General features: G+C 63.4%; 10 protein-coding genes. 5 read left to right on the top strand and 5 right to left on the bottom strand.

Annotated features, from left to right (window positions below):
* Positions 1 to 4 precede the first annotated feature (4 nt).
* The gene (locus IEY62_RS12155; RefSeq protein WP_189018030.1) at positions 5 to 1,060 is read right to left on the bottom strand and encodes a YeiH family protein; all 1,056 of its coding nucleotides are present in this window, start codon (positions 1,058 to 1,060) and stop codon (positions 5 to 7) included.
* A gap of 111 nt (positions 1,061 to 1,171) precedes the next feature.
* On the opposite strand from IEY62_RS12155, the gene IEY62_RS12150 reads away from it, so the two are divergent.
* Genes IEY62_RS12150 through IEY62_RS12140 form a run of 3 tightly spaced genes read left to right on the top strand, consistent with a single transcriptional unit; the run spans position 1,172 to position 4,561 of the window.
* Entirely contained in the window at positions 1,172 to 2,728 is a 1,557-nt protein-coding gene (locus IEY62_RS12150) for a circularly permuted type 2 ATP-grasp protein (RefSeq protein ID WP_018777605.1), read from the top strand.
* A 58-nt stretch (positions 2,729 to 2,786) separates the two neighbouring features.
* Positions 2,787 to 3,713: an alpha-E domain-containing protein gene (locus tag IEY62_RS12145; protein ID WP_018777606.1), complete on the top strand. Its 927-nt coding sequence runs from the start codon at positions 2,787 to 2,789 to the stop codon at positions 3,711 to 3,713.
* Positions 3,710 to 4,561 carry a transglutaminase family protein gene (locus IEY62_RS12140; RefSeq protein ID WP_189018027.1) on the top strand — a complete coding sequence of 284 codons (852 nt, stop codon included), beginning with the start codon at positions 3,710 to 3,712 and terminating at the stop codon, positions 4,559 to 4,561. The genes IEY62_RS12145 and IEY62_RS12140 overlap by 4 nt, the downstream gene beginning before the upstream one ends.
* A gap of 65 nt (positions 4,562 to 4,626) precedes the next feature.
* On the opposite strand, the gene IEY62_RS12135 is transcribed toward IEY62_RS12140, so the two are convergent.
* Complete coding sequence (locus tag IEY62_RS12135; RefSeq protein WP_189018024.1) at positions 4,627 to 6,078, bottom strand: SDR family NAD(P)-dependent oxidoreductase; 1,452 nt, start codon at positions 6,076 to 6,078, stop codon at positions 4,627 to 4,629.
* Positions 6,079 to 6,151: 73 nt separating this feature from the next.
* On the bottom strand, positions 6,152 to 7,564 hold the full coding sequence (gene glgC / locus IEY62_RS12130) for a glucose-1-phosphate adenylyltransferase (protein ID WP_189018021.1): 1,413 nt from the start codon (positions 7,562 to 7,564) through the stop codon (positions 6,152 to 6,154).
* 93 nt (positions 7,565 to 7,657) lie between these two features.
* On the opposite strand from glgC, the gene glgA reads away from it, so the two are divergent.
* Entirely contained in the window at positions 7,658 to 8,854 is a 1,197-nt protein-coding gene (glgA, locus tag IEY62_RS12125; protein WP_194492377.1) for a glycogen synthase, read from the top strand.
* Between the two features lie 125 nt (positions 8,855 to 8,979).
* Here the strand turns inward: glgA and IEY62_RS12120 are convergent, their stop codons facing one another.
* Positions 8,980 to 11,076: an acyl-CoA dehydrogenase family protein gene (locus IEY62_RS12120; protein ID WP_189018014.1), complete on the bottom strand. Its 2,097-nt coding sequence runs from the start codon at positions 11,074 to 11,076 to the stop codon at positions 8,980 to 8,982.
* 47 nt (positions 11,077 to 11,123) lie between these two features.
* A complete protein-coding gene (locus tag IEY62_RS12115; RefSeq protein WP_189018326.1) occupies positions 11,124 to 11,888 on the bottom strand; it encodes a TetR family transcriptional regulator in 765 nt (254 codons plus the stop codon).
* Between IEY62_RS12115 and IEY62_RS12110 the strand changes: the two genes are divergently transcribed.
* Positions 11,887 to 13,239, top strand: a complete 1,353-nt coding sequence (locus tag IEY62_RS12110) for an acetyl-CoA C-acetyltransferase (RefSeq protein WP_189018010.1) — start codon at positions 11,887 to 11,889, stop codon at positions 13,237 to 13,239. The two genes, IEY62_RS12115 and IEY62_RS12110, sit on opposite strands and share 2 nt — an antisense overlap.
* Positions 13,240 to 13,248 lie beyond the last annotated feature (9 nt).

Below are 13,248 nucleotides of genomic sequence, written 5' to 3'. Positions count from 1 at the left end.
ACAGCTATCTAATCATGATCCAGGCAGCCCCCAGGCCCAGGGAGGCAATGATCAGCCAGGACCCCAGCGCCACCAGGGCGGCCCGCCCCCCGGTATGGATCAGGGTCCTGACGCGGACAGCCGAACCCAGGCCGAACAGCGCCGACGCCAGCAGGATGTCCTGTGCTACCGCTGCCGCTTCCAGGAGTTCCGGAGGCGCCCACCCCAGCGAGCGGACCGCCACCATGGCGATGAAGCCAACCACGAACAGCGGGACGACGGGCGGGAACCGGCCATCGACGTCGTCCGCTTCGGCCGAACCGTTGGCGCGTCGGCGGACATGCTGGACCCGTTGGTGCAAGCCTGCCGCAGCCACAATGGGAGCCAGGAGGACCACCCGGGTCAGCTTAACGACGACGGCGATGGCCAGTGCCGCCGTTCCTGCCGTTTGCGCTGTGGCCACCACCTGGCCGACATCGTGCACCGAAGCACCTGTCCAGGCCCCGAACTGCTCCGGACTCAGCTTCAGCGGATGCATCAGGAGGGGCAGGACACCAATGGCCAAGGTTCCGCAAAGAGTGACCAGGGCGACGGGCAGCACCGTGTCCTGGTGCTTGATGCGCCGGACTGCAGCCATGGCGCCGATGGCGGAGGCTCCGCAGATGGAAAAACCCGTCGCGATCAGCAAGGAAGCATCACCGGGCAGGCGCAGCAATCTAGCCAGGCCGTAGGTTCCGGCGAAACTGGCAAGGACCACCCCGGAGATCAGGAGCAGGGACAACCAGCCGAGTCCCAACACGTCACCCACACTGACTTTGAGGCCGAGCAACACAATGCCCGCACGCATCAGGTGCTTTCCGGCGAAGTCCAGGCCGGGCCGGGCGCGCCCCGCAACCACCACCGCAGTCCCCGGTATATTTGCTGAGAGCAAACCCAAAGCAACAGCAAGCGTCATGACTGGAATGACTGAAACCGCAGGCAGCAATGCGTGCAATGTGAAGGCAAGGCCGGTCGCGGCGACGCTCAGGACCAAGCCTGGCCCCAGCCGTGACAGCTGCGACGCAAGTCTGTTGAAGGGCATGCCTCAACCCTGCCGGATGGGGGCACGGAAGGCGAAACCGGGAACACCCGGAAACCGCGACACAATCAGTGCGTAATGCGCTCGACTCAAAAAGGTGATTGTCTGAATCCCATGTCTGACCTATTCCAGGATTACTCCGAGGCCGCTGCACGCAGTGGAGCCTACGACGAGATGTTTGCCCCCGGCCACGTTGCCAGAAAATCCTACGGTCAGGTCTCCGGTGCGCTCCGGGAGCTTTCCCTGGCGGATGTCACCGCCCGTGCCGACTCCATGGCACGGACCTTCCTGGACCGCGGCGTCACCTTTGACTACGCGGGGGAGGAGCGCCCCTTCCCGCTGGACATCGTCCCGCGTGTCATACCGGCCGATGAGTGGGATGTGCTGGAGCGAGGAGTAGCCCAGCGGGTCAAAGCTCTCGAAGCATTCCTCAACGATGTCTACGGGCGGATGGCCGTAGTGGCCGACGGCGTGATTCCACGCCAACTCGTCACCACCAGCGCCCATTTCCACCGGGCAGTCCACGGATTTGAACCCTCCGGAGGTGTCCGCGTCCATGTATCGGGCATCGACGTCGTCCGTGACGCTGCCGGCACGTTCCGGGTACTCGAGGACAACGTTCGCGTCCCCTCCGGCGTCAGCTACGTACTGGAAAACCGCAGGGCCATGGCGAAAGGCTTGCCCGAAGCCTTCGGGCAGCAACACATCAGGCCCGTTGAAGAGTACCCCAGGCGACTTCTCTCGGCGCTGCGCAAAACCGCACCGGCCGGCGTCGACGATCCAACAGTGGTTGTCCTGACCCCGGGTGTCTTCAACAGCGCCTATTTCGAACACACTCTCCTGGCCGGGCTCATGGGTGTGGAACTGGTGGAAGGCCGGGACCTCATTTGCCGCGGCAACCGCGTCTACATGCGGACGACTGCCGGCGAACAACGTGTGGATGTCATCTACAAACGCATCGATGACGATTTCCTGGATCCCCTGCAGTTCCGCTCGGACTCAATGCTCGGCTGTCCGGGGCTGGTCAACGCCGCCCGGGCCGGGGGAGTGACCATCGCGAACGCCGTAGGCAACGGGGTGGCAGATGACAAGCTCGTCTACAGTTACGTGCCTGACCTGATCCGCTATTACCTTCACGAAGAGCCCATCATCGCCAACGTCGACACGTTCCGGCTTGAAGAAAAGGAAGCCCGGGAACATGTCCTGGACCGCCTTGAGGAACTGGTGGTCAAACCCGTTGACGGTTCAGGCGGAAAGGGACTCGTCATCGGTCCCGACGCTTCCAAGGAAGAACTGGACGCCTTGCGCAAGCGCGTTATTGCCGATCCCCGCGGCTGGATTGCCCAGCCTGTGCTCCAGCTTTCCACGGTGCCGACTCTCTCCGGAGACAAGTTCGGACCCCGCCACGTCGACCTGAGGCCTTTTGCAGTGAACGACGGCGACGACGTCTGGGTTCTGCCCGGCGGCCTCACCCGGGTTGCCCTCAAGGAAGGCTCGCTGATCGTGAACTCCAGCCAGGGCGGTGGTTCGAAAGACACCTGGGTCCTGGCGAACTCGCCGCAGATGCCGGCCGAGGTGGTCCCACGCCAGTCCGTCACCCTGCGCGAACAGGTTTCCGTGTGGCCGGTCGAAAGCAACTGGCGCGACCGCCAAACGGAGCAGCAGCAGTGAACCCGCTCCAACTACCACCTGAACTTCGACATGCACCACGCGAAGGAGGCACAGCCGCATGCTGAGCCGTATTGCTGAGTCACTCTTTTGGATCGGCCGCTACGTAGAGCGGGCCGACGGTACCGCCCGGATCCTGGACGTGCACCTGGAGCGCCTGAACCACCTGCCTCTTGAGGAGCAGCGCAGCGTAGCCAGGGAACTCCTCGCAGTCATGGGCGCCAAGCCCCAAAGCGACGACTTCGGCCTGCCGGAACTGCTTCATGCCCTGGCCTATGACAAGCAGAGCGCCTCGTCCATTGCAGGTTCCCTTGGGGCAGCCCGCGAGAACGCACGCCGCGCCAGGGAAACGGTGTCCCAGTCCCTGTGGGAGAGCCTGAACACCACTTACTACGGCTTGAACCAGCATCGCAAGGACGTGGTGGGAACGTATCGTTTCTGCAACTGGGTCCTTGAGCGAACCGCCATGGTGCGGGGCCTTGCGGACACCACCGTCAGCCACGACGAAAGCTGGCTGTTCATGGTGCTCGGCCGGTCCCTGGAACGTGCGGATATGACAGCCCGCATGCTGTCTACCCGTGATGTCCAGTCCGCCGGGATGTCCTGGGTGAACATGCTCCGGTGCGCAGGCGCCTATGAGTCATTCATCCGGACCCGGCGGGCGGCTTTCGGCGACCAGCACGCGGCCGAATTCCTGCTCCTGGACCGCCTGTTCCCGCGCTCCATCGTGTACGCGCTGCGCGACGCCGATGAGTGCCTCGCGAAACTGGACCCATCGGCACAGCGCGTTGGCTTCATCAACGATGCCCGCCGCATCGTCGGGCAGGCCCGTACCTTCCTCGAGTTCCACCGCACCGATGACCTCATGTCGGAACTGCCTGAGCACATGGAACGTGTGCAGAAGGCCGTGACCCAGGCTTCGGACGCGATTTCCCGTAAGTACTTCAATCAGGCTGATGAACACGCCTGGGTGGGAGAAGTTTCATGACCCGGCTGAGCATCGTCCACAAGACGGCCTACAAGTACAACCGCCGCGTGACGTTGTCCTACAACGAGGCCCGGATGACACCGCTGACTGACGGGCAGCAAGTAGTGCTGGAGTCCTCCCTCAAGGTCTCACCCAACCAGGCCTCGGTCAGCACGTACCGCGACTATTGGGGTACCCGGGTCACGGCTTTCGACATGCAGATGCCCCACGAGAGCCTCGAGGTGCTTGCCACGGCCACCGTGGAAGTGCACCGCACGGAGCGGGTGGCCGTGGAGGACGACATCGTGGGATGGGATGTCATGGCCTCCGGAAAAATCCAGGACGAATTCAGCGATTGGCTTCCGCAGTCACGGCTCAGCGGGCCGGGGGAGGAAGTCCTCGGGATCGTTCCCGGCATCGTTAAGGGCAAGAATCCGCACGAAGCCGCACTGGCGGTTTTCGCTTGGATGGCCGGCGAAATGACCTACATGAAGGGCAGCACGGGCGTGACGACGAACGCGGAACAAGCGTGGTCGCAGCGGCAGGGGGTCTGCCAGGACCTCGCGCACCTCGCCATCGGCGCGTTGCGCTGCAGTGGCATTCCCGCGCGTTACGTTTCCGGCTACATCCATCCCCGATCGTCTGCCGACATCGGCGAAACGGTAGCCGGCCAGTCCCACGCATGGCTGGAATGGTGGGACGGGGAATGGCGTAGCTGGGACCCCACCAACCACAAGCCTGCAGGCGACTACCATGTCACGGTTGCCAGGGGACGCGACTACAGGGACGTACCACCGCTGAAGGGCATCCTCTCCGGAGGTGGCGGCTCCGGGCTTTCCGTGTCCGTGGAAATCACCCGGCTCGCCTAGGAATCCAGGTACAAACAAGGCCCTTAAGAAGCACTCTTAAGGGCCTTGTTTGTGCATGGGCTTCTTTACCAGGGAGACGGCTTGTAATCCTTGAGGAAGACGCCGTACTGGTCCTCGCCCTTTTCACCCATGACGATGGGGTCGTACACGCGGGCCGCCCCGTCCACCAGGTCCAAAGGAGCGTGGAACCCCTCTTCCATCAACCGGACCTTGGTGTAGTGCGGACGCTCGTCAGTGATCCACCCGGTGTCCACAGCCGTCATCAGGATGCCATCGGAGTCCAGCATCTCCTGTGCACTGGTGCGGGTCATCATGTTCAGGGCAGCCTTGGCCATGTTGGTGTGGGGGTGTCCGGGTCCCTTGTACGCCCGGGAGAACTGGCCTTCCATGGCCGAAACGTTCACGATGTACTTCCGGTGCGCCGTGGAACGCTTCATCGCGTCCCGCAAGCGGCTCACCAGCAGGAATGGCGCAGTGACATTGCAAAGCTGGACCTCCAGCATCTCCAACGGGTCCACTTCATCGACAACCTGGGTCCAGCTGTTGATCGAGGCGAGGTCCGGGACCAGGCCGCCGGCGTCGATGGCCGTCCCTGATTCAATCCGTTCCAGCGATGCCGAACCAGTGGACAGCGCCAGGGAGGTAATGGCATCACCTGCCAGGACAGGGGGCTCGGTGACACTGCTGGCAAGGGCCAAGGGGTGCTTGTCGTGGGCATGGCCGAACGTCACCAGCTCCGGGCCGCCATTGGCAGCCTCAAGAGCGGCCGGCAACGGCTCATCTTCGGCGTCGACCAGGGGTTTGTAGGCATTTCCAGAACGGCGCACGGTTTGGGCAGCGTTGTTAATGATGATGTCCAAGGGGCCGGCCTCGTTGAGGGAGTCCGTCAAGGCCATGACCTGCGCCGGGTCGCGAAGATCGATGCCGACAATCCTCAGGCGGTGCAACCACTCCCCGCTGTCCTCCATCGCGGCGAAACGTCGTGCAGCGTCCTTGGGGAAGCGGGTGGTGATGGTGGTGTGGGCTCCATCCCTGAGCAGGCGCAGGGCAATGTACATGCCGATTTTCGCCCGGCCTCCGGTCAGCAATGCCCGGCGACCAGTGAGGTCAGTGCGGGCGTCGCGCTTGCTGTGGCTGAAAGCTGCGCATTCGGGGCACAGCTGATGGTAGAAGGCATCCACCTGGGTGTAGTGCTTCTTGCAGATGTAGCAGGGCCGCGAGCGGATCAGGTGTCCGGCAATCTCACCTGTAGCGGAGGGGGCCAGCTTGTTGCCCCGCGTCTCGTCGTCGATCCGGTCCGGGGCGGCGGTTGCCGTGAGGGCGATGACTGCGCGGTCTGCCTCGGCAATGGAATCGCGTTTGGTGACGCGGCGGTGGCGCTTGACGGCTTTGAACATCTTGCCGGTGGCACGCCGGACAGCAATGTAGTCCGGGTGCTCCTCGTCGTAGACGTGGATCGTGGTCAGAACCTTGAGGCAGGCCTGGATCTCTTCAGGCGTCAGATCGGTGGAGCTCATTGACCTGATTTTACAGCCTTGGGAGTGTCCGGCCTGCCTCGGGTTCTGTCCGGGTCAGCGGGATGGCCGCAGCCTAGTTCACGGCGCCCTGCGATGCCGGCCCGGCCACGCGGGACTGGATCCCTGCGGCCACCTTCTCGGCGGAGTCGCGGATGTCGGGGTCGTGGTGGGTGGCCGCTTTGACGGCCTCCGGAAGCGCACGCCGATGTCGGGCTGACAATTCGAGTTCAGCCTCACCGGGCTCGGGAACAATCTGGCCCTTGGCAAGGACGGTGATACCGGATTCGGTGACTTTGTACCCGCGGGCTTTGTCCAAGGCAGGGTCAAGCCCAATGGCTGCACCGGCAGGCACCTTGACGTTCTTGTCCAGGATGGCCCGCTTGATGACGGCCCCTTCACCGACGTAAACCTTGTCCATCAACACCGAGTCCTGGACGCGGCTGCCTGCTGCAACGTAGGCGTCGTTGGACAGGACGGAGCCTTCCACGATTCCGCCGGAAATGACAACGCCGCTGGCAACGATGGAATCCAGGGCCGTGCCCACGGTGTTGTTCCCGCCACGGACGAACTTTGCCGGCGGAGAGATGCTCTGGCGGGTGTAGATCGGCCACTCGGAGTTGTACAGGTTGAACACCGGGACGGGGGAGATCAGGTCCATGTGGGCGTCATAGAACGAATCGATGGTACCCACATCACGCCAGTAGGTGCGGTCACGGTCAGTGGCGCCCGGGATGTCGTTCAGCGTGAAGTCGTACACGCCTGCTTCGCCCTGGTCGACGAAGTAGGGAATGATGTCGCCACCCATGTCATGTTTGGTGTCCAGGCGCTCAGCGTCAACATGCAGCGCCTCAACCAAGGCGTCGGCATTGAAGACGTAGTTGCCCATGGAAGCCAGGAACTGCGAAGGATCAGCTGCCAGCCCGGGGGTGCTGGCAGGCTTCTCCACGAAGGCGGCGATCTTCTGCGGATCGTTCTGGTCCACTTCGATGACGCCGAACTGGTTGGCCATGTTCAGTGGTTGGCGTACTGCAGCAACGGTGGCCTTCGCGCCGCTTGCGATGTGCTGCTCCACCATCTGGGAGAAGTCCATCCGGTAAACGTGGTCTGCGCCGACCACTACCACGATGTCCGGGGCGTCATCATGGATGAGGTTCAGTGATTGGTAGATGGCATTGGCACTGCCAAGGAACCAGCTCTTGCCCACGCGCTGCTGCGCTGGAACAGAAGCCACGTACCGGCCCAGCTGCGTGGACATGCGCCACGTTTCCGAGATGTGCCGGTCAAGACTGTGTGATTTGTACTGCGTAAGAACCACGATTTTCAAATATCCCGAATTAACGAGATTGGACAGCGCAAAGTCAATTAACCTGTAGCCGCCAGCAAACGGAACGGCCGGCTTGGCCCGATCCGCCGTCAGCGGCATGAGTCGGTTGCCTTCGCCGCCCGCCAATACGATTGCCAAAACTTTCTTCAACGCCATGGTCACAGCTCCCCGTACGTCTTCGTATCCCCCAAAAGTCCGATTTTCCGGACTCTTTCACACTAGAACACATACGCCGGAACGACTACGTTGGTTAGCGTGCGAATAGACATTGTGACTAAAGAATTCCCTCCGGAAATTTATGGCGGTGCCGGTGTCCACGTTGCCGAGCTCAGCCGGGTGCTGGCGAAGCACGTCGACCTTCATGTCAGGGCGTTCGGCGCGCCCCGTGAAGCCGACTATCACGGAGCCACCGTGGCTTCCTACGCCACCCCCGAAGACCTCGGCGGCGCCAATGCTGCGCTGCAGACCCTGGGCGTTGATCTCAGGATCGTTCCGGACATTGCGGGAGCGGACCTTGTCCACTCGCACACCTGGTACGCCAACATGGCCGGGCACCTGGCTTCACTGCTGCACGGCATACCCCATGTACTCAGTGCCCACAGCCTGGAACCCCTGCGCCCATGGAAAGCCGAGCAGCTGGGCGGCGGATATGCGTTGTCGTCATGGGTGGAGAAAACAGCCTATGAAGCTGCCGCCGCCATCATCGCCGTCTCGGACGGCATGCGCCAGGACATCCTCCGAAGCTATCCCGACGTTGATCCGGACAAGGTCCGCGTGGTCCACAACGGCATTGATGTCTCGCTGTGGGAGCGCGACGAAGAAGACGATGCAATCCGGGCGTTGGGCATTGATCCTGCCAAGCCCAGCGTGGTGTTCGTTGGCCGAAACACCCGGCAAAAAGGCGTTCCGTACCTGCTTCGCGCGGCGTCGAGCCTTCCGGACGATGTCCAGCTGGTGCTGTGCCTCGGTGCGGCCGACACCCCCGAGCTTGCCGCTGAAACGGCACGCCTCATCGAAGAGCTGCAGACCAAGCGTCAGGGTGTGGTCCTTATCGAGCGGATGCTCCCGCGCAGGGAACTGATCCAGGTCCTGAGCCATGCCACGGCCTTTGCTTGCCCCTCCATTTACGAGCCCCTGGGCATCGTGAACCTCGAAGCGATGGCCTGCGGCGCGGCCGTAGTGGCCAGCGCCACCGGAGGCATCCCGGAGGTGGTCCAGCATGGCGAAACCGGCCTGCTGGTTCCCTTGGAGCAGGTCACCGACGGCACCGGCACGCCGCTGGACCCTGGGAAGTTCGTCAGTGATTTCGCTGCCGCCCTGAACCAGGTGGTCTCGGATCCCGCGCGCGCCCGGGAGATGGGCATCGCCGGACGGCGACGTGCCGAGGAGCACTTCTCCTGGGAGTCCATCACACAGACAACCCTCGAGGTCTACCGCTCGGTCCTGCGCTGAGGCAAAGGTCCACGGGTACGTCCCAACAGCACGCCAAACGACGACGGCGCCGCCCCCTTTGGTGGGGACGGCGCCGTCGCGGTTTTAAATTCCCTGACTGTTCACCGAACGGTCCAGGAACACTGCTAGCGCGACTTTGCCGCCTTCAGCGCCAGCAGGGCCTTCTCGTCTGTTGGCGCGCTCCCGCTGGCCCGCAATTGGCGGAAATGAAGGCGTGCCTCGTCCTGGCGTTCCGCTTCGGCGCCGCTGGCGATCCGGGCGCGGAGATGCTCGGGGCCATAACCAAAGGCATCAACGAGGTCCACCGCGTGCGGGCGGATCTTGACCAGGAGCCGGTTGATGTAGGTACCCACCGTCCGGCCACGCTGCATGGAGAGCCGGCCGTTCATGAGGTACCAGGAAAGATGCTTCTCAATGAGGGACAGGCCAAAGAGATCGCGCAACCACGTCAGCACCCGCTTGGTTCCCTCGTCCGGGGCCTGGGCGAGGGCCTCGGTGAAGGCCTCCCATTGGAGGAGTTCCGCATGCGCCTGCGCTGCTTCGATCAATTCATTCTGATGCTGGTTGAAAAGCGCAGCCGCCTGGTGCTGGGGGAGTTTGTTGGCCCCCTTCAACGCCGCACCGACCTCGGCAACCATGGACTGGACGCGGTCCGCGAGCAGAGTCCGTTGACCTTCTTCGTCGCGCAAGGCCAAGGCGGCTTTCTGTACAGAGCCAGTGTCGGCCACGAACTGGGCCACCTGCCGCAGGCCTGTCCGGTGCAGGGCGACACCCGCAGCCTGGTCCACGACGTAGCGGGCCAGCACACCAAAGTCGGCGCTGCGGAATTCCTTCGCGTAATCGGCCAGGAGCCGCTTGGCTACCAACTGGAGCAGGACCGTGTTGTCGCCTTCGAACGTTACATACACGTCGAGGTCCGCACGCAGTGAGGCAAAGCGGTTCTCGATCAGGAAACCCGCGCCGCCACATGCTTCACGGCATTCCTGCAGCGTGTCCAGGGCGTGCCAGGTGCTCAGCGGTTTAAGCGCTGCTGCCAGCGTCTCCAGGTCCTGCCGGTCAGCGTCGGTGTCGTGGGCGCCGGAAAACACGTCATCGAACTTCTGGAGCAACTGCTCATGCGCAAAGCTGGCCGCATATGTAGTGGCCAATCGCGTGAAGAGCCGGCGCTGGTGCCGCTGATAGTCCAGCAGCACTTCTTCATCCGTGGCGGAGGAAGCGTTGAACTGCCTACGCTCGGTGGCGTACTGGATGGCCGTCTTGAGAGCTACCTTGCTGGCGGCCACGGCCGCACCATCGAGGGACACGCGCCCCTGGACCAGGGTTCCCAGCATGGTGAAGAAACGGCGGCCGGGGCTGGCAATCGTGGAGGTGTAGGTGCCGTCAACGGCGACGTCGCCGTAACGGTTCAGGAGGTTGGTGCGGGGGATCCGGACATCGGTGAAATGGAGGCGCCCGTTGTCGATGCCGTTCAAGCCGCCCTTGATGCCGTCGTCCTCGCCGCCAATGCCCGGCAGGAACTCCTTGGTGGCAGGATCCCGGAGTTCCACATAGAAAGCGTGGACGCCATGGTTGACGTTCCGGGTGATCAACTGGGCAAACACCACTGCTGCCAGGCCGTCATTGGCCGCGTTGCCGATGTAGTCCTTCCAGGCGGCGCGGAAGGGGGTATTGATGACGAACTCCTGGGTGCTGTCATCGTAGGTGGCCGTAGTGGCGATGCTGGCAACGTCAGAGCCGTGGCCGGTCTCCGTCATGGCAAAGCAGCCGGGAATGTCCAGGCTCATGATGCCGGGAAGCCATGCGTCGTGGTGTTCGGAGGTGCCAAGGTGCATGACGGCAGAGCCGAAGAGGCCCCATTGCACGCCGGCTTTGATCTGCAGCGAGGGGTCGGCGGTGACCAGTTCCTCGAAGCCGGCGATGTTGCCGCCGTGGTCGTCAGAGCCGCCCAGACGCGTGGGGAAGGCGCGGTGGACAGCATTGTTGTCCACCAGGAACTTCAGCTGCTCGAAGACGCGGGCGCGGTGCTCCGTGTGGTGGAGTCCCTCGATTTTCTGCACGGCGGGGTTGCCCGCCACTTCACGGGCCTGATGCCGGATGTGGGCCCATTTACCCAGGAGTTGCTCGCCGAGCGCCGCGACATCGACCACGGGTTCGGCGGCAGTGGCGTCGTCGCGGCCTGCCGGCTTGTTGGCCGATGAGGCCCGGTCCACTACTTCAGTCATGTTGTTTCCTTCTTTGGTTCCGATAACTGATGAGTCATTTGCTGGTGTCACGTGGTGGTCTTGAGCTGCGGCGCGATGCCGAGGCAAAGCCAGTCAGTAATCTGCCCGGCCATGGCCGCCTGATCGGGCTTGCCGGCGCCTGCGGGGCTGCCCAACCACATCTCTCCGGCGTTTCGCACGAGTCCGATCGCGGCAGTAGGCCAGTACCCGATCACCGCTTCCTTTTCCTCACCGAGGTGCTCACGCATGGGGGTGGCGATCATCTCCGTGATCTGCTCAAAGAAGTTGCCCAGGGCGCCCGATGCCGCGATCGCGTCTTGCGCCGAGGCTTCGCCGGGAGTCAGGCGGGTAATGAAGGCGTAGACATTCGGGCTGGACTCAGCCATCTGCAGGTAGGCCGAAACCATCGCATACAGTCCCTCGCGGGGGGTTTGGGCCAGTTGGGCAGCTTCCTTCATCCGGCGCTGCATTTGGCCCAGGACTACTTCACCCATGGCTTGCTGCAGTCCGGCCTTGTCACCGAAATAGCGGTAAAACACGGATTTGGAAGTACCCGCCGCGCCGGCGATGTCCTCCATGGAGGCATCGCTTCCCAGCCGGTGGACGGCCCTGCGTGCGGCCTTGATGAGTTCGCGACGCCGTTCCTCACGGTGGGATTGCCATCGCGCGGCCCTGCCGTCCACGGCGGAGGGGGCCTCTCCCGGGGGAGCCTCGGTGGCGGTGGGGAATTCCTGGCGTTGGCTGTTCACGATACCCAGCGTATCAGGTACGCTGGGTATCAGTAACTGGCGTTGATCGAAGGAGACAAGCATGGCTGCAGCAGACGTGACCACGGGCGAAAACCCTGAGCGCACCGCAACACCCCCGGCAACGCGCCGGGCCTTCATTGTGGGCGGCAACCGCATCCCGTTCGCCCGCACCGGCGGAGCCTACGTGAAGTCCTCCAACCAGGACATGCTCACAGCAGCACTTGAAGGGTTGATCGCACGCTTCGGACTGCAGGACGAACGCATCGGCGAAGTGGCAGCCGGGGCAGTGCTCAAGCATTCGCGGGACTTCAACCTCACCCGCGAAGCCGTGCTTGGTTCGGCCCTGTCACCGGAAACCCCCGCTTACGACCTCCAGCAGGCGTGCGCGACCGGCCTGGAGACCGTGCTTGGGTTGTCGAACAAGATCAAGCTGGGGCAGATAGAGTCCGGCATTGCCGGTGGCGTCGACTCGGCGTCCGATGCGCCCATCGCCGTCAGCGAAGGCCTCAGGGAGATCCTGCTGGACCTCAACCGGGCCAAGACTCCGGTGCAGAAGCTGAAAATCATCGGCCGCATCCGCCCCAAGGACCTGGCCCCGGATGCCCCCAATACCGGAGAGCCCCGCACAGGCCTGTCGATGGGTGAACACCAGGCCCTGACCACAGCCCAGTGGAACATCAGCCGCGAAGCGCAGGACGAACTGGCCTTCAACAGCCATCGCAATCTCGCGGCAGCTTATGAGCGTGGCTTCTTCGATGACCTCATCACCCCCTACCGCGGGCTCAGCCGTGACTCCAACCTCCGCCCGGACACCACGCTTGAGAAGCTCTCAACGCTGAAACCCGTGTTTGGCAAGACCCTTGGGTCCGAGGCAACAATGACCGCCGGCAACTCCACGCCGCTGACCGATGGCGCCTCAACGGTCCTTCTGGCGACCGAAGAATGGGCCGACCAACACAAGCTGCCCAAGCTCGCCACCGTCCTGGACGGCGAGGCGGCCGCCGTCGATTTCGTGCATGGCAAGGACGGGCTCCTGATGGCTCCGGTCTTCGCTGTTCCCCGCTTGCTCGCCCGCCATGGCTTGACGTTCGAGGACATTGACTTCTTCGAAATCCATGAGGCCTTCGCCGGGACCGTCTTGAGCACCCTGGCTGCCTGGGAAGACGAAGAGTTCGGCCGGACGCGTCTCGGCCTTGACGGCGCCCTGGGGAAGGTGGACCGCGCCAAGCTCAACGTCAATGGCTCCTCCCTGGCCGCAGGGCATCCCTTCGCCGCTACCGGCGGCCGAATCGTTGCGTCCCTGGCAAAGATGCTGCACGGCAAGGGGACTGTGGACGGGCGTCCTGCACGCGGCCTGATCTCAGTATGTGCCGCAGGCGGCCAGGGTGTCGTCGCGATTCTGGAAGCAGCCTAGGGGGAACTC

Origin of the sequence: Paenarthrobacter histidinolovorans (assembly GCF_014647595.1) — a bacterium.
Classification (GTDB): Bacteria; Actinomycetota; Actinomycetes; order Actinomycetales; family Micrococcaceae; genus Arthrobacter; species Arthrobacter histidinolovorans.
The sequence above is the reverse complement of the archived record's forward strand: the minus strand, read 5'-3'. Positions and strand labels throughout refer to the sequence as shown.

Bases quoted from the DNA above. Each gene is read 5' to 3' on its own strand.
- IEY62_RS12110 (WP_189018010.1), top strand. From the start codon at position 11,887: ATGGCTGCAGCAGACGTGACCACGGGCGAAAACCCTGAGCGCACCGCA.
- IEY62_RS12135 (WP_189018024.1), bottom strand. From the start codon at position 6,078: ATGAGCTCCACCGATCTGACGCCTGAAGAGATCCAGGCCTGCCTCAAG.
- IEY62_RS12120 (WP_189018014.1), bottom strand. From the start codon at position 11,076: ATGACTGAAGTAGTGGACCGGGCCTCATCGGCCAACAAGCCGGCAGGC.
- IEY62_RS12115 (WP_189018326.1), bottom strand. From the start codon at position 11,888: ATGCTTGTCTCCTTCGATCAACGCCAGTTACTGATACCCAGCGTACCT.
- IEY62_RS12155 (WP_189018030.1), bottom strand. From the start codon at position 1,060: ATGCCCTTCAACAGACTTGCGTCGCAGCTGTCACGGCTGGGGCCAGGC.
- IEY62_RS12150 (WP_018777605.1), top strand. From the start codon at position 1,172: ATGTCTGACCTATTCCAGGATTACTCCGAGGCCGCTGCACGCAGTGGA.
- IEY62_RS12140 (WP_189018027.1), top strand. From the start codon at position 3,710: ATGACCCGGCTGAGCATCGTCCACAAGACGGCCTACAAGTACAACCGC.
- IEY62_RS12145 (WP_018777606.1), top strand. From the start codon at position 2,787: ATGCTGAGCCGTATTGCTGAGTCACTCTTTTGGATCGGCCGCTACGTA.